Origin of the sequence: Streptomyces sp. NBC_00289 (assembly GCF_041435115.1) — a bacterium.
Lineage (GTDB): Bacteria > Actinomycetota > Actinomycetes > Streptomycetales > Streptomycetaceae > Streptomyces.
This window is the reverse complement of the sequence record NZ_CP108046.1, coordinates 1,473,511-1,494,923: the sequence shown is the minus strand read 5'-3', so window position 1 is coordinate 1,494,923 and position 21,413 is coordinate 1,473,511. Positions and strand designations below refer to the sequence as shown.

The following is a 21,413-nucleotide window of genomic DNA, read 5'->3' as shown; positions in this document are numbered from 1 at the left end:
CAGGTCAGTTCGTTGTCGGTGCGGCGGAGAAGCCGTTCCTGATGTCTGTCGAAGACGTCTTCTCCCTGCGGCAGGGCAGGGCGGTCATGCTTGCGGGCAGGATCGAGCGCGGCCGGGTGCGCTGCGGAGACGAGGTGGAGATCGTCGGCCCTGGCGGCGGCGCGACCGCCCACGTCGCGGGCGTCGAAGAAGGCCGCGCGCCTGTCGACGAGGCGAGTGCGGGCATGAACGTCGGGGTGCTGCTTCGTGACATCGCCGCAGACGCCGTCGCGCGGGGACAGGTGCTCGCGGCGCCGGGCTCGATCGCCGCCCACACCGCCTTCACCGCCGACCTCACCCTGTGGTCCGAGGAGCAGGGTGGCGCGGACGTGGTCTCGGGAGATCGCCTCCGCTTCCACACCCGCGCCGCCGCGGTGTGGGGCACCGTCGTGCTGCCCCAGGGCATCGAGGTGGTACGGCCGCTCCACGGTGGTGAGGTGACGGTCACCCTCGAGGAGCCTGTCGCTCTGGAGCACGGCCAGCGATTCGCTTTCCGCCACCACACTCGTGCAGCCGGCTGCGGCACGGTGACGCGACTCCCGCGCTGAGCGTTCCGCGCAGAGCCGGAGCCGGAGCCGGGTCGCCCCGCCGGGACGGTGGGGGGCCGGAAGCGGGCCGGCGCGGTGTCCCGGATCTGCCGCTGGGGCCGTCGTCGCCCACATGGGCGGCGACGGCCCCGGGTCCGTCCTGGTCGTGGCGGTGCTACTTGCCGGTGTCGAGCGGGTCGTGGCCCCAGTTCATGAGTGAGTGACGCCAGGTGGTGTCACGTACGTCGCCGGACGGGCGCTGCGCGAGGTGGCGGCGAACGTAGCCCACGACCTTCCGCATGTGCTGGTGGTCCGGGTCCGACAGGTCGCCCTTCTTCTTGCGCAGGATGTCGACGATCTGTCGGCCCGATGCGTGCCCGGTGGACTCGCCGCCCCCGTCGTGCTGCCCCGCGTCGCGGGACTCCGCCGTGCCGAGCCAGTCGTCGAGGCGGGACGGCGTCATGTTGACCACCTCACGGAACTCGTCCCACGTCTGGCGCTCGGCGTCCGCTTCCACGTCGCTTACTTCTTCTTCTTGAGCGCCGAGGGCTTGTGCACGGCTGAGCGGCCGGACTTGTCGCTGCGCACCTCGTACTGCGGGTCGTCGGGTGAGGCGTCCACCGTTCGCCCGGAGGACTTCGTCCTCTCGGTGATCTTCTTCTCCACGGTGCCCTCCGTCTGGCTGCCGTGGCTGCTCCAGGTCACCTTGTCGCCCTTGCCGAGGTTCTTCTTGCGGCCGCTGCTCTTGGCCATGCCGGTGCTCCTTTCGGTGAGGCCCCCCTGTCCACCCTGCTGAGTGCCCGTGCATCACGCATCCCGAGCCGGTCCCGTCGCGACCCGCGCCACGTTCAGGTCGGCGTACCCGTTCGGACGCCGTCCACGCGGGACGGGAAGTCTCCCGCGGACGTCGCGGTACGGCTGGTCAGACGGCACTGCCAGGCGTGTCGAAGTAGTGGCCCTTGTCGAGGTCCGTGAGGAGGTCGGGGTGGGTCGGCTCCCAGTCCAGCAGTGTGCGGGTGAGGCTGCTCGACGCCGAGGAGTCGAGGCCGAGGAAGGCGCTCAGCCAGGCGAAGTGCTCCTCCGCGTCCTCGGGAGCCACGGAGACCACCGGCACGTCGAGGTGACGGCCGATCACCTCGGCGATGTCGCGGATCGAGATGCCTTCCTCCGCGGCACCGTGCAGCACTGATCCGGCCGGGGCCTTCTCCACCGCCAGGTGGAACAGCCGTGCGGCGTCGAGGCGGTGGACGGCGGGCCAGCGGCCGGTGTCGTCGCCGAGGTAGCCGGAGACACCCCTCGCGCGAGCCAGGGAGACCAGGGTGGCCATGAAACCGTTGTCTCCTTCGCCGTGGCAGGTCGGAGAGAGCCGTACGACGGATGAGCGCACACCGCGGGAGGCGAGGGCGAGCGCCGCCAGGGCGGTCGCCGACCGGATCGAGATCGGCGAGCCGTCGATCTTGGGCATGTCCCGCTCGGTCGCCACCCGTCCGGGTGCGAGGCCGACCAGTCCGGCGGCGAGGACGAAGGGGCGGTCGGTGCCGGCGAGGGCGTCGCCGAAGGTGTCGACGCGCGGCGGTCGGCCTCGGCGGCGCCCTTGAAGTCGCCGGTGAAGGCGATGTCGTGCTTGAAGGCGAGGTGGATCACCCCGTCCGACGCGGCGGCCGCGTCCCGCAGGAGATCGAGATCGTCGAGGGTGCCGCGGACGACCTCCGCTCCGGCCGCGGTGAGCGAGGCGGCGGAGGCGTCGGAGCGGGCGAGGCCGATGACCTGGTGCCCCGCGTCGAGGAGCTCGGGAACGACGGCGGAGCCGAGCCAGCCGGACGCGCCGGTCACGAAGATGCGCATGGAGGATGCCCAAACTGTTGATGTCAGTTACTGTCATCGACGCTAGCACCTGATGTCAGTCGCTGTCATCACGTAGGATCTGCGCATGGGCAGATGGGAGCCGAACGCGCGCGGGCGCCTGGCGGAAGCGGCGTTGGGGCTTTACAGCGAGCGCGGGTTCGAGCAGACCACCGTGGCGGAGATCGCCAAACGGGCGGGTCTCACGGAGCGGACCTTCTTCCGGCACTACGCCGACAAGCGCGAAGTGCTGTTCGGCGCCAGCGAGTTGCAGGAGCGGTTCGTGCGAGCGGTCGCCGACGCTCCGGAGTCCGCGGCGCCGATCGACGCGCTGGCGTCGGGGCTCGACGCGGCCTCCGAGATGTTCGTCGACCGCCGCGAGTACGCGAGGAAGCGACAGGCCGTGATCATCGCGAACCCGGAGCTCCAGGAGCGCGAGCTGATCAAGCTCGCCTCCCTGTCGGCCGCGCTCGCCGACACACTGCGCCGACGCGGAGTCGCGGAGCCGGCCGCGAGCCTGACCGCGGAGGCGGGGGTCGCCGTCTTCAAGGTCGGCTTCGAACGCTGGATCGCGGTGATCGAGGAGCGCACGCTCTCGCAGTTGCTGCGGGAGTCACTCGCCGAGCTCAAGACCGTCACCGCGGGCGGTTACCGAGGTTGACCCGTGCCGTCGTGTGGCCTGACGGCCGGCCGGTGGCTGCGATCTCCTCCTCGGCGACGGCAGCGAGCGTGAAGCGGCGGCCGGCCGAGGGAGCGGGCAGCACTGCCTCGTCGACATCGTCGGAGTCGACGAGGCCGAGCGCCTCGTCGATCGCCGTGGATTCGCGCAGCGTGATCGCGACTTGAGCGAAGGCGGGGTCTGGTGTCACCCGCGGCCGGACCGGCCGGGCCGGCCAGGACACCGGCACGGTCGGCAGAGGCGCCGCGCCCTGGCGAGGGTGGGGCCGGCGTCAGGGCGACGAGCGGTCTCGTGACTCAGACGCCGGTCGGCGGAGCCGCGTCGGCTTCCCGAGCCGCACGCTCCAGCCGGCTTCGGTAGTCCTCCCACCATGCCGGGTCGCCGGGCGGCAAGCTGTTCTTGCCCTCGTTCTCTCCCACCGCACCGTCGATGAGTTCCCGGACGATGTCGGCATGCCCGGCGTGCCGCTGCGTGTCAGCGAGCACGCGCACCACGGCATGATGCAACGTCATCTCGTCTCTTCCGCTCGGCCACCACGGCACCGTGCCGATCGTGTCCAGCGCCAGCGCGTCGATCGTCGCGTCCGCGTGCGTCCATGCCCGGCGGTACAGGCCCACGATCTGCTCGCGTGCCTCGTCGGCCGTGGCCCACATGTCCGCGTTGAGTTCAGAACTCTCCCCGAGCCAGGGCAGCGGCTCGCCCGACGGCCGTCCGAAAGTATCGCCGAGGTAGCCCAACTCCACACCGGCCACGTGTTTCACCAGGCCCAGGAGGTTGGTGCCGGTCGGCGTCAGCGGGCGCCGGATGTCGTACTCCGAGAGCCCTTCGAGCTTCCACAGCAGGGCATCGCGGGCGGCCTGCAGGTAGCGGTGGAGATCAGCCTTGGCATCAGATGCGGTCATGGGGCCAGTCTGGTGTTCCCGCGATCTTTGTCCACCGCCTTTCCATCGCCGGCAGCCGCCTGCCTCCAACGCCTTCGTCCGTCGCCGGCGCCGCGTGCCTCCAACGCCCCTGTCCGTCGCCGGTGTCCACCGCCTCCACCCCCTTCGCCGACCGCCCTTGTCGCCGATCGCGGCGCACCAGACCATCAGGCATGACGTGGTGGGGCACCGGCGCTGTCACCCAAGGCCGATCTCCTCTCCGACGGCCTGTCGGCGTGCGGCGTTGACCACGAGGGCGGCGGCCGCGGCGTCCTGGACGGCGACGCCCACGGACTTGTAGAGGGTGATCTGGTCCGGGGAGGTGCGTCCCGGTCTGCTGCCCGCGATGATTTCGCCGAGCTCGGCGTGCACGTGGTCGGCGGTGATGACGCCGTCGCGAATCGGCGCCAGCAGGTCGTTGCTGCCCGCCGGGAAGGGCGCCAGCGCGGCACGGCGCGACTCGACACACACCAGTGCCTCGGCGATCGTCGCGTCGTCGACTTCGCGTCCGGCCGGATTGAACCCCACCGAGGTGACGTGCACCCCGGGCGTCAGCCAGGCGCGGCGGATGACGGGTTCCGCGGCGTGGGTGGTCGCGGCGGCGATGTCGGCGCCGTCGAGTGCATCGGCGTACGTGGGCACCGCCCGGATGTCCGCGTCGAGGACGTGTGACAGCTCTTCGGCCAGGGCGGATGCCTTCGCCGGATTCCGGCCCGCCACCCGGACGCTCCGGATGGGGCGCACCCGGCAGATGGCGAGCGCGTGGGAGCGGGCCTGGACCCCTGTGCCCAGGACGGCCAGCGCCGTGGACTCCTCGCGGGCCAGCAACCTCGCCGACAACGCCGAACACGCCGCGGTCCGGGCCGCGGTGATGGCCGTACCGTCCAGCAGTGCCACGGGCTCACCGGTGGCCGGGTCGAAGACGAGGATCAGGGCCTGGTGAGTCGGCAGCGATGTTCCCGCATTGCCCGGGAACAGCGAGACCAGCTTGCTCACCAGGACCCGCGCCGACGGCAGGAAGCCCGGCATCGCCGCCAGGAAGCCCTGCTGTTCGGGCACCAAGGCGGCCACGCGGTCGGGCACCGAGGCGCGGCCCGAGCTGAGATCCGCCATCGCCGGGGCCAGGGCGTCGATCAACTCGTCGGTGTCCAGCAGCGATTCGACCTGCGACTGCCCGAGCACAAGCATGTGGCTCGTCCTTCCGACGACGGCCGTCCTGATCGGCCGGCACAGGTGAAGCCTCGGCCACGGCCCGCATCGACCCGGTGCTGACACGCCGTCCGCGACGTGCTCGATCCACGTGACACCGGGCGCGCGACCGTCAGCAGTACGGCGCCTGGTTGGTCAGGGAGGCGGCCACCCGCATCCATACGCCGAAGAGCCGGTACAGGGTGGGCAGAGGGCCCTGCGTCTGGACGGTCCGCGTGTCCGTGGCGTTGACGCCCGGTATTCCCAGGAGGGTGGAGGCCACTGAGGCCGACTGCCACCGGACGGCGAGGGTGGACGGACCCGAAGGTACTGCCGCACCCGACGGTCGTGCGGAGAGGGCGGCGGCGACGGCCTCCTCGATGGCCGCGCGTGCTTCCTCGGCCGGGCGCAGCTCCGCCGCGAAACGGTCCCGCGCATGCTTCACGGCGACGGTCGAGACCGATACGTCCCAGTCCGCCATCTCCGCGCAGGCGCAGTCGTCACCGGTGAGGGCCACCACCGGAACGCCGATGGCCGCCGCGGTGGCGTGGGCCAGGCCGATCTCGCCCACCGGCCGGCCGTCCAGCCACATGTCCTCGATCTCGTGGCCCATGAAGCTGTGGCTCAGCACGCCGAGCGCGCCGGCCCGGGAGTGGTAGCCGACGCAGACCACGGCGTCGTGCTCGGGCGTGAGGCCTTCGAGCATGCCCATCTGCTTGGGTTTGCCGCGGATGAGGCGGGCTGCCGGGTGCAGGGCCTCCGGAAGGAGGTTGCGCATGGGGCCGTGAGCGTCGTTGACGGTGACGTCGGTCGCGCCGGCCGCGACGGCCCCACGGATGGCGGCGTTGACGTCCTCCGCCATCATCAGCCGTCCGCGCTCGTAGTCCCGGCCGCCGGGCTGGACGTCGTCGGCGTCGACGAGCCCCGTGATGCCCTCCATGTCGGCACTGATGTAAATCCGCACTGGCCGTACTCCTCAGACGTGATCGTTGAGGAGAGCCTCCCACGCACGCCGCGGGTCCCGAAAAGGGGCGACCGCCCGCGGAGCCGACGACCTGCTCCACTCACTGTTCATGTGTGGGACAACATTCCTTCATTGCGTGAATGATTTCCCTTTCCTCGCGGGCTGCGACTCGTTCCGCAATAGCTGTCGGTGAACGCGGAATTCGCTTTTCGTCGTCCGTCGCGGCACAACCATGCGGAGGTTTTCCCCGTCTAATTCGGCGAATTGCCGCCGTGCGGGGGAGGGGAACCCCCGGACGAGACGCCATGCGGCGGATACACGTGGGGGACTGCTGTGACCGGTTTGTTCGATCCTGCCCGGAGCGCTGCGGTGACCAGCGGCGAGCGGGCTTCCGGGGCCCGCTCCGAGCTGTCCGCCGGGCAGCCTTCCGGTCGGGAAAGCGGGCGTACGCGGCGGCTGTTGCGGCTGCTGCGGCCTGCCGGCCCCCGGCAGGCCGCGGCCCTTCTCGCGGCGGCGATCACTGTCACGGCGTTGTGTGCGGCCAGTGCCGTTGCCCGCAGTTATCCCTTCGGACCGCGTACCCGCAGCATCAACGACCTGGGCAACCAGTACCTGCCCTTTCACGCCCACTTGTGGGACCTGCTGCACGGAAAGGCCGACGGCGGTCTCCTCGTCAACTGGCAGTCAGGGTTCGGCGCCAGTTTCGTGCCCGACTTCGGTACCTATCTCAGCAGTCCGTTCGCTCTGCTCGTGGTGGTGTTCCCGCGGGACGAGATCGACCTCGCCGTGTATGTGATCACGCTGCTCAAGACGGCGTGTGCGGGCGCGGTCATGGCCTCGCTGCTGCTCACCCTGCGTCCGGGCCGCTGGTGGGCGGCAGGCCTGCTGGGTGCCTCGTACGCCTTGTGCGGCTGGAGTGTGGCGGATGCGGCGTACAACCCGATGTGGCTCGACGGGCTGATCGCGCTGCCGTTGTTGTGCCTGGTGGGCGAGTGGACGCTCCATGGCCGGCGCCGAATCCTGGGTGTGCTGGTCGTGGCCCTGGCCTGGATCGCGAACTTCTACACCGCGTACATGGCCACTCTCGCCGCCTGCCTGGTGCTGCTGCTGCGGCTGGTGCTGACCGATCTGCCGCCGCGCCGGAGGTTCGCGGTCGCCGGCCGGGCGGGTGTGAGTTTCGGGCTGGGGGTGGGCCTGGCGGCACCGCTGGTGACGGTGGTGTATTTCGGAACCAGGCACGCCTCTCCCGGCCGGTTCACCCACTTCACCCCGGTGTCGGGGGAGGACCTGACGGCCCGGCTGCTGCCGGCGACGTACAGCTTCGGCTCGCCGGCTCTGTTCGTGGGCACCACGGCGTTGTTGCTCGCTCTCGCCCTGCCCTTCCACCGGGCGGTGCCTCGGCGGGTGCGCGCCGGCTGGACGCTGCTGGTGGTCGCCGTGACGGTGTCGATGCAGTGGGAGCCGACCCATCTGGCCTGGCACGCCTTCACCACCCCGCAGGGCAGTTCGTACCGCGAGGCCTTCGTGGTGTGTGCGCTGCTGGTGATCGCCGCTTGGCAGGCGCTGTCCTACGGCCCACCCGACCGGCGCGCGCTGTCCGCGGCGGCCGCGCTGCTCGTGCTGCTCGCCGCCGTCGGGAGCCGCGGCGGTCTGGTGCGGCCCTTCGTCTGGCCGGTCCTGGCGGTCGCCGCGTCGGCGGCGGCGACCGGGCTGTTCCTGCTCAGCCGCACGGCCGGCCCGCGGCCGGCGGGCGGCGGGCGTCGTACCGCTCTGGTGGGGTGCGCGGCGGCGCTGCTCATCACCGTCCAGTTCGGCGAGGCGACCGCCACTACGGCCGTGGCCGCCCGGCTGCGGCTGGTGAGCATGGACGACTACGCGCCCTGGGGAGCACGGCAGCAGCAGCAGTCGGAGGCGGTCTCGGAGGCCGACGGATGGCCCCGTCACCGCACCGACCCGGGCCGGGAGCAGACCGTCGGCAACGACCCGCTGATGGTGGGTGGACAGGGCGCCCAGTACTACAGCAGTCACACCTCCGACGTCCTCAGCGGCACCCTCACCGCGCTCGGCGGCGGCTGGACCTCGGGCGGGCGTAGCCTGCAAAGCCTTGACAACGCGGTCACCGACGTCATCTTCTCGGTCGGAGCGCGGGTGCGTTCCCCGCCGGATCCGCACCAGAACTGGTTCGCCCAGGACGGCAGCGGGGTGACGGTCTCCCGGCAGGACGTGCCGCCTCTGGTCACGGTGCGGCCGCACGACCTCGCCGGTGCGGCCGTACGCGCGGGCGGTTACGGGTCGTCGCCCTACCGCAATCAGGAACTGCTGCTGGGCGATCGGGTCTACACCGTGCCCCGCCTGACGGTGCGCACCGGCGAGGGAAGGACGGCGGCCCGCGAGGAGGGGAAGCGGCCGGGGCGGCGCCTGGACGCCCTGTCCACGCGGAGCGCCGGGGCCCCGGCGCCGAAGCCCACGATCACCGCGCGCTGCCCGGCCGGCAGCGAGGTCTACCTGTGGGCTCCGCACTTCGCGGGCACCGCACGGCTCAGCGGTGCCTCTGCGCGCAGCCTGACCGGCCGCTTCAGGTCCGACCCGGTCACCAAGATCGCCGCCATGCAGCGACTCGGCACGGTCGCGGCCTCCGGCGGACTCGTGGTCGAGCTGTCCCCGAACCGGCCCAGCCACGTCCCCGACGGTGCGGTCGGCTGCCTCGACACCGCTCGGCTGCGCACCGTCGCCGCACGGCTGAGAACCACCGGCGCCACCGACGTGAGTGTCTCGGACAACACCGTCCGGGCCCGCCTCCCGGTCGGCAGCGCGGGGACCGCGGTCCTCGCGGCTCCCCGGATCGCCGGCTGGCGCTGCGCCACCGGTGACGCCTCCGCCGTACCCGCCGGGAACTTCCACGGGCTGGTCGCCGTGCCCCTCGACGGCTCCTCGACCAGCCTCACCTGCACCTTCCGCCCGCCCGGGCTGCGCCTGGGTGCGGTCGTCGGAGCCGCCTCGCTGTTCGGTCTGTGCCTGTTGGCCGGTTTCCCCGCCGTTCGTCGACGGCTTGGCCGCCACCGGGGATCGCAGGGCCGACCGTGAGGGGAAGCCACGCGTTTCCTCATGGCGGTCGCCGAGCGCGGGGACGGGAGACCGGCCGTGGGCAGGCCGGCTCCGACCGGTCGGTCAGGAGCCTTGACTCCAGGGGACAAGAGGGGCAAAGTCGGATATATACGCCGTAAACGTACGGCGTCCCGGGTCCGTGTCACAGCGGACTCCCCGAGCGCGGCCGCCACATACGGGAGCGGGCCATGAGCGGACCGTCAACCGTCCTCGTCACCGGCGGGGCCGGCTTCATCGGCAGCCATGCCTGCGCAGAACTGCTGGACCACGGATACGAGTTGATCGTGGTCGACGACTACTCGAACAGTACGCCGCAGGCTCTCGCCCGCGTGGAACGGATCGCGGGCCGCTTCGCGGGCGCCGTCTACGAACTGGACATCCGCGACCGGCGCTCCCTCTCCGCGGTCTTCGACCGGCACTCGGTGGACGCCGTCGTGCACTTCGCCGCGTTCAAGAGCGTGAGCGCGTCGGTCCAGCGGCCCGTGGAGTACTACGACGCCAACGTCGGCGGCACGACCGCCCTGCTGCGGACCATGCACGAGCACGGAGTGCACCAGCTCGTGTACTCCTCGTCCTGTTCCGTCTACGGCGACGCCGGCACGGGGCCGCTCGACGAGTCCACCCCCGCCAGGCCCACCAACCCCTACGCGGCCTCCAAGTGGACCTGCGAGCAGATCCTCTCCGACGTCTGCCGCCGCCGCCCCGAGTACACCGTGGTGTGCCTGCGCTACTTCAACCCGGTCGGCGCCCACCCGAGCGGACTGCTCGGCGAGGACCCGTGCGGCGTTCCCGACAACCTCCTGCCGTACGTGGCCCAGGTGGCCGTCGGCCGACACGACAGGCTGCGGGTCTTCGGCACCGACTATCCCACCCGTGACGGGACCGCGATCCGCGACTACATCCACGTCATGGACCTCGTCGAGGCCCACCGGGTCGCGCTCGACCACCTCGCCGACGCGCCGGGTATGCACGTGTACAACCTCGGGGTCGGCGAGGGCAGTTCCGTGCTCGACGTCGTCACCGCGTTCTCCGCCGCCTGCGGCAGGCGGATTCCCTACGAGGCCGCGCCGCGCCGGCCGGGCGACGTGGCGGAACTCGTCGCCGACGCGCGTGCCGTGACCCGTGCCTGGGGGTGGCACCCCACCCGTGACCTCGACGCCATGTGCCGGGACGCCTGGCGGTTCCAGCGGCTCAATCCGCAGGGCTATGCCGGGTCCGCGCGGCGGACGGAGAGTGAGAGATGAGGTTCCGGCCTCCCGCGCCGAGATGCAGCCGGGCCTGTCACGTGCCTACGATCGTGGAAGAAAGCCCTGGTTGACGCGGGCTCCGGACCCGGTGTCGTCCAACTCGGGGAGGCGCTTGCCCTTGTTGCCGGCCCGCCGTCTGATGGCCGCCTACCTTGCCCTGGTCGGGACTGTCACCTGTCTCTACATGACCTTTCCCGTCCTGCGCGCGCCGCTGTGGGCGGTCATCGGGCTGGCGGGTGCCGCGGCCGTCGTCACCGGGGTCCTCGTCCACCGGCCCGTCCACCGCTGGCCGTGGCTGGTGCTGGCCGCCGGGCTGCTGGCCTTCGCCGCGGGAGACACGTACTACAACGTGCAGGAGCAGTACTTCCAGGCGTCCAACCCGTTTCCCTCCCCGTCGGACGCCTGCTACCTCCTCGTCTACCCGCTGTTCGCCGTCGGCCTGTCCGGCCTCGTCCGCTACCGCTGGACCGACCGTGACGTGCCCAGCCTGCTCGACGCGCTGATCATCACGGCGGGTCTGGCACTGCCGGTCTGGGTCTACCTGGTACAGCCGCTGACCACGCTGGAAGGCCTGACCTGGCAGCAGCGCGCGATCAGCATCGCCTATCCGCTCGGGGACGTCCTGGTGCTGGCCCTGCTGATCCGCCTGCTCGCCCCGAGCCCCCTCTCCGGCCGCAACCGCGCCGTACAACTGCTCGTCGTGGGCACGCTCACCCTGCTCCTGTTCGACATCGCCTACGGGATCCTGCAACTCAACGGATCATGGCAGGCCGGCACCCTGCTGGACTCCGGCTGGATCGTCTTCTACACGGCCTGGGGACTGGCCGCGCTGCACCCGTCCATGGCGGATCTGACCTCGGCGCAACCCCAGCCGCAGACCCTGCTCCTGCCCTGGCGCCGACTCGCGCTGCTCACCGCGGCCACACTGATCGCGCCGGCGGTCCAGCTCTTCGAGGAGCGGGTCGGCACGGTCCGCGACGCGACCGTGCTGGCCGTCTTCTCCAGCGTTCTGCTGCTGCTGGTCATCCTGCGTCTGGCGGGCATGCTCGTGGCACACCGCAAGGCGGTGGCGCGCGAGCTGGCCCTGCGCGGGGCGACCGCCTCGCTCGTCGCCGCCGGAGGGACGCGGGAGATCGCCCGCTCCTGCGACCGGGCGGTGCACGCGCTGTTCGGGCCGAAGACCCACCACGCGGTCGTGCTCCTGACCGACCGGAAGGCACAGGACCTCTACGCGAGCCTGTCGCGGGCGCACGTGGACCGGCTGGTCGCCGCGCCGGTCAGTGCGACCCCCTCGGCCGACATCGTCCGCCACCGCACCCTGATGGTGCCCGTCGCCGAGCTTCCGCCCGATGTCGCCGCACGGCTCGGCGACCTGCCGAGCGCACTGGTGTGCCCCATGGTCGCGCCCGACCGCCCGGCCGGCGGCGAGCTCCCGGGCGTGCTGTTGGCCGCGGGCCCCGAGCGCCGGCTCGCCGAGATGCGCGGCTCGCTGGAGATCCTGGCCTCGCACGCGGGGCTGGCGGCCGACCGCGTCGGGCTGCGGCAGGAGATCAGCCGCAAGGAGAGCGAGGCGTACTTCCGCACCCTGGTGCGCAACGCCTCGGACGTCATCCTCATCGTCAACGACGACACGACCGTGCGGTACGCCAGCCCGTCCGCCGAAGCCGTGTTCGGCACCTCCGCGCTGACCGGTGCGGCCCTGCGGGAGCTGGTCGATCCCCAGGATCGCGACCGGGTGCACCGCACACTGACCGCCCTGCTCAACGGGCACGAGGAGGCCCACGACCACTGGTGGGTGGTCCGGGACACCGGCCGCATCGAGGTGGAGGTGCGCTGTCGTGACCTGCGCCAGGACCGGACCGTGGGCGGGCTGGTCGTGACCCTGCGGGACGTGACCGAGCAGCGGCAGCTGGAGCACGAGCTGACCCAGCGCGCCTTCCACGACCCGCTGACCGGGCTGCCCAACAGGACGCTGCTTCTGGAGCGGACCGAGCGCGCCCTGCTGCGCGGCCGCCGCGAGTCGACGCTCACCTGTCTGCTCTTCATCGACCTGGACGACTTCAAGGTCGTCAACGACACCCTGGGGCACTCGGTGGGTGACCGGCTCCTCGTTGCGGTGTCGGAGCGGCTGGCGGGGGCGCTCCGGCGCACCGACACCGCGGCCCGGCTCGGCGGCGACGAGTTCGCGGTGCTGATGGAGGACGCCAGACAGCCCCTCGACGCCGAGCTGTTGGCCGCCCAGGTGATCCAGACCCTCAGCCATCCCTTCCAGTTGTCCGACGGCTCCGTGAGCGTCTGCGCCAGCGTGGGAGTCGCCACCGCGAGGGACAGCACGGACGCCGAGGAACTGCTCGCCCTCTCCGATCTCGCCCTGTACGCGGCCAAGGCCGCCGGAAAACGCCAATGGCGACGTTTCCGGCCGCAGTTGCGCGTCCGGATGACAGAGCGGCAGGACCTCCAGGCGCGCCTGGACCGGGCGGTCACACGGCAGGAGTTCGCGCTGCGCTACCAGCCGGTCGTGGACATCACCGACGGCGAGGTCGTCGGCTTCGAGGCGCTGGCCCGGTGGCCGGGTGGCCGGCACGGCCCGGTCCCGCCCGAGCAGTTCATCCCGCTCGCCGAGGAGACCGGGCACATAGCGCCGCTCGGCGCCTGGGTGCTGCACAACGCCGCGGCCGACATGGCCCGGCTGCAACAGCGGGCGCGCCGGCCGACAACGCCGTACATCAGTGTCAACGTGTCCGGGCGGCAGTGGCAGGACGGCACGTTCCTCGACGAGGTGCGCCAGGCCCTGCAGACACCGGGCCTCGCGTCGGGCTCGCTGCTGCTGGAGCTGACCGAGTCGGTGCTCATGCAGCGCGACACCCATATCGACACGATGGTCCGATCCCTGAAGAACCTCGGTGTGCGGATCGCCGTCGACGATTTCGGCACCGGCTTCTCCTCGCTGGGTTATCTACGGGACTTTCCCATCGACGTACTGAAGATCGACAAGTCGTTCATCGACGACATCCCCAAGGATCCCCGGCAGTTCGCGCTCGTCGAGGGCATCGTCCGTATGGCCGACACACTCGGTCTGCAGGTGATCGCGGAGGGCGTCGAGCAGCAGGTGCAGCGAGAGATGCTGGCCGACATGGGCTGCCGGTTCGGGCAGGGTTTCCTGTTCGCCCCACCGATGACCGTGGAGCAGGGCGAGGTCGTCCTGCGCCGCGGCAACGGCGACCGGCCACCGGCCCGGAACGTCGGCGCGTCCTCTCCCACACCAGCGGCAGACAGGGAGCACATCACCATGCGCCACACCACCACCGATCCGCCGGAGATCCGGCACGATCCCCGCTGGGCCGATCTCGACCACCTGCGGCGCACCAGCCCCATGAGCGACGCGGTCCTGGACGAGGTGCGCGGCCGGCACATCCGCTGCGGGGACCACTGGTTGATCGACTTCGCCTCCTGCAACTACCTGGGCTTCGACTGCGACCCGGAGATCATCGACGCCATCGAGCCCGCGGTGCGAAAGTGGGGCACCCACCCCAGCTGGTCCCGTCTGCTCGGCAGCCCACGCCTCTACCCGGAGATCGAGGAGCGGCTGACCGAGCTGCTCGGCGCGCCGGACACGCTGCTGCTGCCGACCGCCACCCTGATCCACGCCTCGGTGATCCCCATCCTCGCGGGCCAGGGACACGTCTTCGTCGAGGCCACCGCGCACCGGACCGTCTACGACGGCTGCGTCGCGGCCCGCGGCCAGGGCGCGACGCTGTACCGCTTCCGCGCCGACGCTCCCGACGAACTCGACGCCCTGCTGCGCGCCGTACCCTCCCGTGAACCCAGGCTCGTCTGCCTCGACGGCGTCGACAGCATGAGCGGAAACATTCCCGACCTGCCCCGGCTGGCCGGGATCTGCCGGGAGCGGGGAGCGCTCCTGTACATCGACGACACGCACGGCTTCGGCGTCATCGGTGAGCGGACACCCGGCGAGACGTGTCCGTACGGGTCCCGCGGCAACGGCGTGGTACGGCACACCGGCGAGCAGTACGACGGCATCGTGCTCGTCGGCGGCTTCTCCAAGGCGTACTCGTCGTTGCTGGCCTTCATCGCGTTGCCTCCCTCGCTCAAGGACCATCTCAAGATCGCCGCCGGCCCGTACCTCTACTCGGGGCCCTCGCCGACGGCCTCGCTCGCCACCACGCTGGCCGGGCTGGAGGTCAACGACCGCCGGGGCGACGCGATCCGGGCCGATCTGCACCGCAAGACGGTGCGGGTGCTCGAGCACGTCCGCGGCCTCGGGCTCGCCACGCCGGGGGTGTGCGAACTGCCGATCGTGGAGATCCCCCTCGCGAACGCGTCGGACCTGGACGCGGTCGCCGCGTTCCTGTGGGAGCAGGGCATCTACGTGACCCTGGCGGCCTACCCCCTCGTCCCCCGCGACCGGGTCGGCTTCCGGGTGCAGCTCACGGCCCTCAACTCCGACGAGGACGTCGAGCGGCTCAACGACGCGCTGAGCCGGCTCTCCACACGCTTCGCCCTGCGGCCGGGAGCTGACCCGGGATGACCGAACCCGAGGCCACCGCTCCCGCGCCGACCCGCAACGACGATGTGGACTGGGACGGCTGGCCCGTCGAGGACTACCTCGCTGAGAACTACCGTGAGTTGCACCAGGCCGACGCGGCGGTCATCGCCCACCACGCGGCCTTCTACCGGAACCTGCCGCCGGGCGGTATCGAGCGGTCTCTGGAGTTCGGGGCCGGGCCCAACCTGTATCCGCTGATGCTCGCGGCCGCCGCGAGCCTCAGCATCGAGGCGGTGGAGGGGGGTGCCGCCAACATCGCCTATCTGAGGAGGCAGTTGACGCACGGCCCGGACGCGAGCTGGCAGCCGTTCTACGCGCTGTGCCGACAACTCGACCCGAATCTGCCGCCCACCCTGCCGGACGCGCTGGCGCGGGTCCGGATCGTCCACGGCGACGTCCGGACCGTGCCGTTGAGCGGCTACGGGCTCGCGTCGATGCACTTCGTGGCCGAGGGCGCGACCGAGGATTTCGAGGAGTTCACGGAGTTCTGCGGCCGGTTCGCCCAGTCCGTCGTGCCGGGCGGCTACCTGGTGGCGGCGTTCATGGAGAACATGCCCACCTACCGGATCGGAGCCGCTTCGATCTGGCCGGGCTGCCCGGTGAACCCCGACGTCGTCACCGAGGTGTTCGCGCCGCTGACCGAGGAGCTCGCGGTGACCCGCATCAACGCTGATCCGACGCTGCCGGACTACGGGGACTCGGGGATGGTTCTGCTGCGAGGGCGAACGCGGTCTCTACCAGGGCGACATGACTGAACGCCTGCGGCGCGTTTCCCAGTTGGCGGCCGGTGCGCGGATCCCACTGCTCCGAGAGCAGCCCCACGTCGTTACGGGTGCCGAGCACCCGCTCGAACGCCTCCCGTCCCTCTTCGGCGTGGCCGGTCATGGCGAGAGCGTGCGCGTACCAGAGGGAACACGCGACGAACGTGCCCTCCCGGCCGCGCATGCCGTCCACGTCGTGCACCCCGCGGCCGCCCTGGGCGTACCGCCGTACGAACCCGCCGTCGTCCAGCCCGCGCATCGCCCGGACCGTGCCGCGCACCCTGGGGTCGCCGGCGGGCAGGAAGCCGAGCCGGGGGATGAGCAGCGCGGAGGCGTCCAGCTCCGCCGAGCCGTAGGACTGCGTGAAGGTCCCTTGTTCCGCGTCCCAGCCTTGGCTGCAGACCTGCAGGTGCACCTGGTCCCGCATGGCGCGCCACCGGGCCGAGGAGCCGTTGCGGCCGAGCAACTCGCCCATCCGCAGGGCCCGGTCGGCGGCGACCCACGCCATCACCTTGGAGTGCACGAACTGGCGGCGCGGTCCCCGCACCTGCCACGGTCCCTGGTCCGGTTCCCGCCAGTGCCGGTGCAGGAAGCCCATGAGGGCCTCGACCAGACTCCACACGTGGGAGGGCAGCGGGATGCCCGCCTGAGCCGCCCCGTAGAGGGCGTCCAACACCTCGCCGTACACGTCCAGTTGGAACTGGCCGACGGCGGAGTTGCCGAAGCGGACCGGACGCGAGTCCCGGTAGCCGGGCAGCCAGGGCGCCTCGGACTCGGCCAGCAATCGCTGTCCGCCGACCCCGTACACGGTCTGCAGGTCGGCAGGGTCGCCCGCGATGGCCCGCACCAGCCAGTCCAGCCACGCCGTCGCCTCCTCGCGGTAGCCGCTGCGCAGCAGGCAGGACAGGGCGCGGGTGGAGTCGCGCAGCCAGCAGTAGCGGTAGTCCCAGTTCCGTTCGCCGCCGACGCACCCCGGCAGCGAGGTGGTCGGTGCGGCGACCATGCCGCCCGTGGGCGCGTAGGTGAGGGCCTTGAGGGTGATGAGGGACCGCACCACGGCGTCCCGCCATGGGCCCCGGTAGGGGCACCGGCCGGTCCAGCGCCGCCAGTAGTCGCCGGTCTCCTTCAGGACCGTCTCCGCCGGAACGCTCAGGGCGGCGGGCGGGACCGGCCGGTGCGAGGGCGCCCACACCAGCGTCAGGGCGAGCCGGTGGCCGGCCGAGACGGTGAAGTCGACCGTGGAGTCCTCCTCGCCCGGTGACCCCACGGTGCCGTCGGCGCTCAGCCACACGGCGTCCGGCCCGGCGACCGCGACCGTGAACTGGTCGGCGACCCGGATCCATGGCACGACCCGGCCCTGGTGGAAGCGCAGGCGCAGTTCGCTGCGCATCGGCACGGAACCCGACAGGCACTCGATCACCCGTACCAGGCAGGGGAGTTGGGTGCGCGGCGGCATGAAGTCGGTGACCCGGACCGTCCCTGTCGCGGTCTCCCACACGGAGTCCAGGATGAGGGTGTCGGGCCGGTAGGCCCGGTGCGTGCAGGGACCGCGGGCGAGGGGGGCCACCTGCCAGAACCCGTTCTCCCGGGTGCCGAGCAGCGCGGCCAGACAGGCGGGTGAGTCGAAGCGGGGAAGGCACAGCCAGTCGACGGAGCCATCCCGGCCGACCATGGCGGCGGTTTCCAGGTCGCTGAGGAGGGCGTAGTCCTCGATGGCGTTGTCGATTACCGGAGTACTCATGATCGGTGCCTCTGTCGTGCGGGGTGTACGGGTCCCCCGAAATCCGCCCTCTGCCGCGGTCGTCGGCCGCGGGAGAGCGCGGGGTCGCCGGTCACCCCACCGCGGGACGCTCCGGTGGTCGTCCGGAGGTGACCGGCTGCGTCGAGAACCAGGTGACGGTGCGGCGCAGACCTTCCTCCAGCGGCACCCTCGGGTGCCAGCCGAGTTCTTCGCGGGCCCGGGTGATGGCGGGGCGCCGGCGGGCCGGATCGTCGACGGGCAGGGGCAGGAAGCGCAGTTCGCTGTCCGAGCCGGTGAGGCGCAGGACGAGCTCGGCGAGTTCCCGCACGGTGCGTTCCAGGGAGTTGCCGAGGTTGAAGGGGCCCGGCAGACGTCTGTCGATCATGGCGAGCAGACCGCGGATCAGGTCGTCGACGTAACAGAGGCTGCGGGTCTGGCTGCCGTCTCCGAAGACGGTCAGCGGCTCTCCGTCCAGGGCCTGCCGGACGAAGGTGGAGACCACCCGGCCGTCGTGCGCGCGCATCCTCGGCCCGTAGGTGTTGAAGATCCTCGCGATGCCGGTGTTGACGTCCCTGCTGCGGCGGTAGGCCATGGTGAGGGCCTCGGCGAAGCGCTTGGACTCGTCGTAGACGCTGCGGGGTCCGATCGGGTTGACGTGCCCCCAGTAGTCCTCGTCCTGCGGATGTTCCCTGGGGTCGCCGTAGACCTCGCTGGTGGACGCCAGGACGAAGCGCGCGCGGTGGCCGGCCGCCAGTCTCAGCAGGTTCTCCGTGCCCCGGCTGCCGGCGGCCAGCGTCTCCAGGGGGCGGCGCGCGTAGTCGAAGGGTGAGGCGGGGCTGGCGAGATGGACGACGGCGTCGACGTCCCCGATGACCCGGAAGCGTTCGGTGACGTCGCACGTGGTGGATTCGAAGCCGGGCTCGTGGAGGAGGTGGGCGATGTTCGAGACACGGCCCGAGGAGAAGTCGTCCAGGCAGCGGACACTGTCGCCCCGGCGCAACAGCGCTTCGCACAGGTGCGATCCGAGGAAGCCGCTTCCGCCGGACACCACGACACGCATGATTCCTCCCGCCGTTCAGCCGAGCCGCGGGCGGCCGGGGGCACGGAGTGTCCAGCCCGCCGACCGCCAGGCGACCGGATCGAGGGTGTTGCGCGCGTCGACGATGGCCGGCGACCGGACCACCGTGGCGAGCGCGGCGGGGTCGAGGTCACGGTACTGGGGCCATTCGGTGAGGTGCAGGACGACGTCGGCGCGCTCGCAGGCCTTCGACACCTCCAGAGCGAACTGGAGCGCGGGAAAGGCCGCCCGGGCGTTGTCGACCGCCTCGGGGTCGTGGACGCGGACCTGGGCTCCCTGCCGTCGGATCGTGTCCGCGACCGCCAGCGCCGGCGAGTCCCGTACGTCGTCGCTGCACGGCTTGAAGGCGGCCCCGAGGACGGCGACGCTGCGCTCCGCGAAGCTCCCGCCGGCGAGTTGGCGCGCGAGGTCGACGGTGCGGGTGCGCTGGCGTGTGTTGATCTCGTCGACCTGCCGGAGGAAGGCCACGGACTCGCCCTGGCCGAGTTCCTCGGCACGGGCGGCGAAGGCCCGGATGTCCTTGGGCAGGCAGCTGCCGCCGAAGCCGAGGCCGGGGGACAGGAAGCGGGGGCCGATGCGGGAGTCGGCACCCATGGCCTCGGCCAGGGCGAGGACGTCGGCCCCCGTGACATCGCAGATCTCGGCCATGGCGTTGACGAACGAGATCTTGGTGGCGAGGAAGGAGTTGGAGGCCACCTTGACCAGTTCGGCGGTGGCCGGGTCCGTGGCGATGAACCGGGTTCCGGTCGCGAGCAGGGGAGCGTAGAGCTCCCGCATCCGGGCCTCGGCCCGCGCCGATCCGGCACCCACCACGATCCGTTCCGGACTCAGGGTGTCCCGGACCGCGCAGCCCTCGCGCAGGAACTCCGGGTTCCAGGCCACCTCCGCGTCCGGTGCGCTCGTCCGCAGTCGCGTGGAGAGCCGGCTGGCCGTACCGACGGGCACCGTGGACTTGCCGACCACCAGCACCCTCTCGTACCCGCTGCGCGGCAGATGCGGCGCGAGGCCGTCCACCGCCGCCTCCACATGCCTCAGGTCGGCGGCGCCCGAGCCGGGCCGCTGCGGGGTGCCGACGCAGACGAAGTGGGTGTCGGCGAACCACGCGGCCTCGGCCAGGGAGGTCGTGAAGCGCAGCCGTCCCGCGTCCACCGCCGCCTTGAGCATGCCGGACAGGCCGGGCTCGAAGAAGGGCGGCCGGCCCGCGGCGAGGGCGGTGATCCGGTCGGTGTCGATGTCGACGCCCAGGACATCGTGGCCGATGTCCGCCATGCAGGCGGCGTGAACGGCTCCGACGTATCCGGTGCCAATGACTGTGAGGCGCATGGCGATCTCCGTGGTCGAGGTGCCGGCGGGGCTCTGCTCCGGCGGCGCGCTCCGGTTCAGGGGCCCGGGGACGCTCCCGGGGTCCGGCTCTGTGGCGGGAGGCCCAGCAGGCCTCGGTAACAGGCGTCGACGGCCGCGCACATGGCCTGCGGTGCGAAGCCGGCCCGTACGCGCTGCCGGCCCTGTCGGCCCATCTCGGCCGCCTCCCGGGGATGGTCGAGCAGCCAGCAGACCGCCCGTGCCGCGCCTTCCGGATCGGCCGGTGCCACCAGCAGTCCCGTGGCGCCGTGCTCCACCAGGTCCGGCACGCCGTTCACGGCCGTGGCGACCACCGGACGCGCGGTGGCCAGCGCCTCGGTGAGGGCCCTCCCCAGACCTTCGTACAGGGACGGCATCACGAACACGTCCAGGCCGGCCACCAGCCAGGAGGCGTCCGGCCGGTCGCCGGTGAGGGTCAGCTCGATGTCGAGGTGCGCGGCGAGTCGCCGGACCTCGTCCTCCAGTGGACCGTCGCCGATCATGGTGAACGCGGTGTCGGGGCGTTCGGCACGGATCGCGGCCGCCATGCGGACGAAGTCCAGCGGAGCCTTCTGCGTGTCGATCCGGCCGACGGTGCCGATCAGGGCGGTGGAGCGGGGTGGGCCGAGCACCCGCCGGGCGAGGGGATCGAACCTCTGGGGTATGTGGCCCAGGTCGACGGCGGAGGGGATCACCCGCACCAGGCCGGGCAGGGCCAGGTGTTCCTCGACGGCCTGCCGGGCCACGCGGGGGGCGACGGCCAGGAACCCGTGGGTGAAGCGGCGGGTCGCGCGTTCCAGGCAGCGGTACACCGTGCGCCGGGAGCGTGACTGGTACGGATGGAAGCTGAGGCCGTGGAAGGTGTGCACCACGACGGGGGTGCGGCACAGCCGGGCGGCGAGTCGGCCGAGGAAACCACCCTTGGCCGAGTGGGTGTGCACGACGGTGAACCGCTCCCGCCGCATCAGGCGCACCAGCCGTGCCAGCACGAGCAGGTCGGCGGGCGTGAGGGTGTGCCGGAAACCGCATAGCTCGACCGTGTGCACTCCGGCCGCGCGAGCCCGCTCCCAGAGGCCGCCGCCGGGAACTCCGGCGATCCAGACCTCGTACCGCTCGGGGTCCAGGCCGACGGCCGACAGCAGCGTGTTGCCACCGGCTCCCGCCTGGAACCTGGTGATCACGTGCAGGACCTTGATGCGGGCCGGCGCGGGGGGCGACGGCAGCGAGGCGGTCGGCACCACCCGCGGGGGTGCCGCGGGCCAGGTGAAGGCCGGGGTGTCGGACCGTCCGGAGCCGGGGACGAGCGTCCCGTTCCGCATGGTGGACCACCGCCGTCCCGGTTCCGTTTGATCGCCGTATGTTTACGTCGTATACGTACATCTTCACTCTTCAGGCGGTATCGGTCAAATCGTAG

Annotated in this window: 16 protein-coding genes and 1 pseudogene; 6 read left to right on the top strand and 11 right to left on the bottom strand. The window is 71.6% G+C overall.

All coding sequences use genetic code 11. From position 1 onward, the window contains the following. Nucleotides 1-41 precede the first annotated feature (41 nt). Nucleotides 42-587, top strand: coding sequence for an EF-Tu/IF-2/RF-3 family GTPase (locus OG985_RS07340; protein WP_371667409.1), 546 nt, complete (start codon nucleotides 42-44; stop codon nucleotides 585-587). Between the two features lie 154 nt (nucleotides 588-741). Here the strand turns inward: OG985_RS07340 and OG985_RS07335 are convergent, their stop codons facing one another. The 3 genes and pseudogenes from OG985_RS07335 to OG985_RS07325 all read right to left on the bottom strand — a co-directional run bounded on the left by OG985_RS07335 (nucleotide 742) and on the right by OG985_RS07325 (nucleotide 2,411). Then, entirely contained in the window at nucleotides 742-1,083 is a 342-nt protein-coding gene (locus OG985_RS07335) for a DUF3140 domain-containing protein (RefSeq protein WP_371667408.1), read from the bottom strand. Between the two features lie 5 nt (nucleotides 1,084-1,088). Continuing rightward, nucleotides 1,089-1,319 carry a DUF2945 domain-containing protein gene (locus OG985_RS07330; protein WP_371667407.1) on the bottom strand — a complete coding sequence of 77 codons (231 nt, stop codon included), beginning with the start codon at nucleotides 1,317-1,319 and terminating at the stop codon, nucleotides 1,089-1,091. 169 nt (nucleotides 1,320-1,488) lie between these two features. Further along, nucleotides 1,489-2,411: pseudogene (locus OG985_RS07325) on the bottom strand (SDR family oxidoreductase). An 85-nt stretch (nucleotides 2,412-2,496) separates the two neighbouring features. Here OG985_RS07325 and OG985_RS07320 point away from each other — a divergent pair. After that, nucleotides 2,497-3,069, top strand: a complete 573-nt coding sequence (locus tag OG985_RS07320) for a TetR family transcriptional regulator (protein WP_371667406.1) — start codon at nucleotides 2,497-2,499, stop codon at nucleotides 3,067-3,069. Here the strand turns inward: OG985_RS07320 and OG985_RS07315 are convergent. From OG985_RS07315 to OG985_RS07300, 4 genes are all read right to left on the bottom strand, one after another. Next, on the bottom strand, nucleotides 3,044-3,277 hold the full coding sequence (locus tag OG985_RS07315; protein ID WP_371667405.1) for a hypothetical protein: 234 nt from the start codon (nucleotides 3,275-3,277) through the stop codon (nucleotides 3,044-3,046). The two genes, OG985_RS07320 and OG985_RS07315, sit on opposite strands and share 26 nt — an antisense overlap. 106 nt (nucleotides 3,278-3,383) lie before the next feature. Beyond that, nucleotides 3,384-3,989, bottom strand: a complete 606-nt coding sequence (locus tag OG985_RS07310; protein WP_371667404.1) for a DinB family protein — start codon at nucleotides 3,987-3,989, stop codon at nucleotides 3,384-3,386. A gap of 216 nt (nucleotides 3,990-4,205) precedes the next feature. Further along, nucleotides 4,206-5,195: an ornithine cyclodeaminase family protein gene (locus OG985_RS07305; protein ID WP_371667403.1), complete on the bottom strand. Its 990-nt coding sequence runs from the start codon at nucleotides 5,193-5,195 to the stop codon at nucleotides 4,206-4,208. A gap of 133 nt (nucleotides 5,196-5,328) precedes the next feature. Next, complete coding sequence (locus OG985_RS07300) at nucleotides 5,329-6,159, bottom strand: M55 family metallopeptidase (protein ID WP_371667402.1); 831 nt, start codon at nucleotides 6,157-6,159, stop codon at nucleotides 5,329-5,331. A 459-nt stretch (nucleotides 6,160-6,618) separates the two neighbouring features. Here OG985_RS07300 and OG985_RS07295 point away from each other — a divergent pair, with 459 nt between their 5' ends. From OG985_RS07295 to OG985_RS07280, 4 genes are all read left to right on the top strand, one after another. After that, nucleotides 6,619-9,243: a YfhO family protein gene (locus tag OG985_RS07295; RefSeq protein WP_371674288.1), complete on the top strand. Its 2,625-nt coding sequence runs from the start codon at nucleotides 6,619-6,621 to the stop codon at nucleotides 9,241-9,243. 209 nt (nucleotides 9,244-9,452) lie between these two features. After that, nucleotides 9,453-10,508, top strand: a complete 1,056-nt coding sequence (gene galE, locus OG985_RS07290) for a UDP-glucose 4-epimerase GalE (protein WP_371667401.1) — start codon at nucleotides 9,453-9,455, stop codon at nucleotides 10,506-10,508. 142 nt (nucleotides 10,509-10,650) lie between these two features. Beyond that, nucleotides 10,651-15,060, top strand: coding sequence for an aminotransferase class I/II-fold pyridoxal phosphate-dependent enzyme (locus tag OG985_RS07285; RefSeq protein ID WP_371674287.1), 4,410 nt, complete (start codon nucleotides 10,651-10,653; stop codon nucleotides 15,058-15,060). Next, complete coding sequence (locus tag OG985_RS07280) at nucleotides 15,057-15,833, top strand: class I SAM-dependent methyltransferase (RefSeq protein ID WP_371667400.1); 777 nt, start codon at nucleotides 15,057-15,059, stop codon at nucleotides 15,831-15,833. Before OG985_RS07285 ends, OG985_RS07280 begins: the two co-directional genes overlap by 4 nt. On the opposite strand, the gene OG985_RS07275 is transcribed toward OG985_RS07280, so the two are convergent. The 4 genes from OG985_RS07275 to OG985_RS07260 all read right to left on the bottom strand — a co-directional run bounded on the left by OG985_RS07275 (nucleotide 15,742) and on the right by OG985_RS07260 (nucleotide 21,318). Continuing rightward, nucleotides 15,742-17,580 carry a glycoside hydrolase family 15 protein gene (locus tag OG985_RS07275; RefSeq protein WP_371667399.1) on the bottom strand — a complete coding sequence of 613 codons (1,839 nt, stop codon included), beginning with the start codon at nucleotides 17,578-17,580 and terminating at the stop codon, nucleotides 15,742-15,744. The two genes, OG985_RS07280 and OG985_RS07275, sit on opposite strands and share 92 nt — an antisense overlap. Nucleotides 17,581-17,671: 91 nt before the next feature. Then, a complete protein-coding gene (locus OG985_RS07270; RefSeq protein ID WP_371667398.1) occupies nucleotides 17,672-18,640 on the bottom strand; it encodes a UDP-glucuronic acid decarboxylase family protein in 969 nt (322 codons plus the stop codon). A 15-nt stretch (nucleotides 18,641-18,655) separates the two neighbouring features. Next, the gene (locus OG985_RS07265; RefSeq protein WP_371667397.1) at nucleotides 18,656-19,981 is read right to left on the bottom strand and encodes a UDP-glucose/GDP-mannose dehydrogenase family protein; all 1,326 of its coding nucleotides are present in this window, start codon (nucleotides 19,979-19,981) and stop codon (nucleotides 18,656-18,658) included. A 56-nt stretch (nucleotides 19,982-20,037) separates the two neighbouring features. After that, the gene (locus OG985_RS07260) at nucleotides 20,038-21,318 is read right to left on the bottom strand and encodes a glycosyltransferase (protein ID WP_371667396.1); all 1,281 of its coding nucleotides are present in this window, start codon (nucleotides 21,316-21,318) and stop codon (nucleotides 20,038-20,040) included. Nucleotides 21,319-21,413 lie beyond the last annotated feature (95 nt).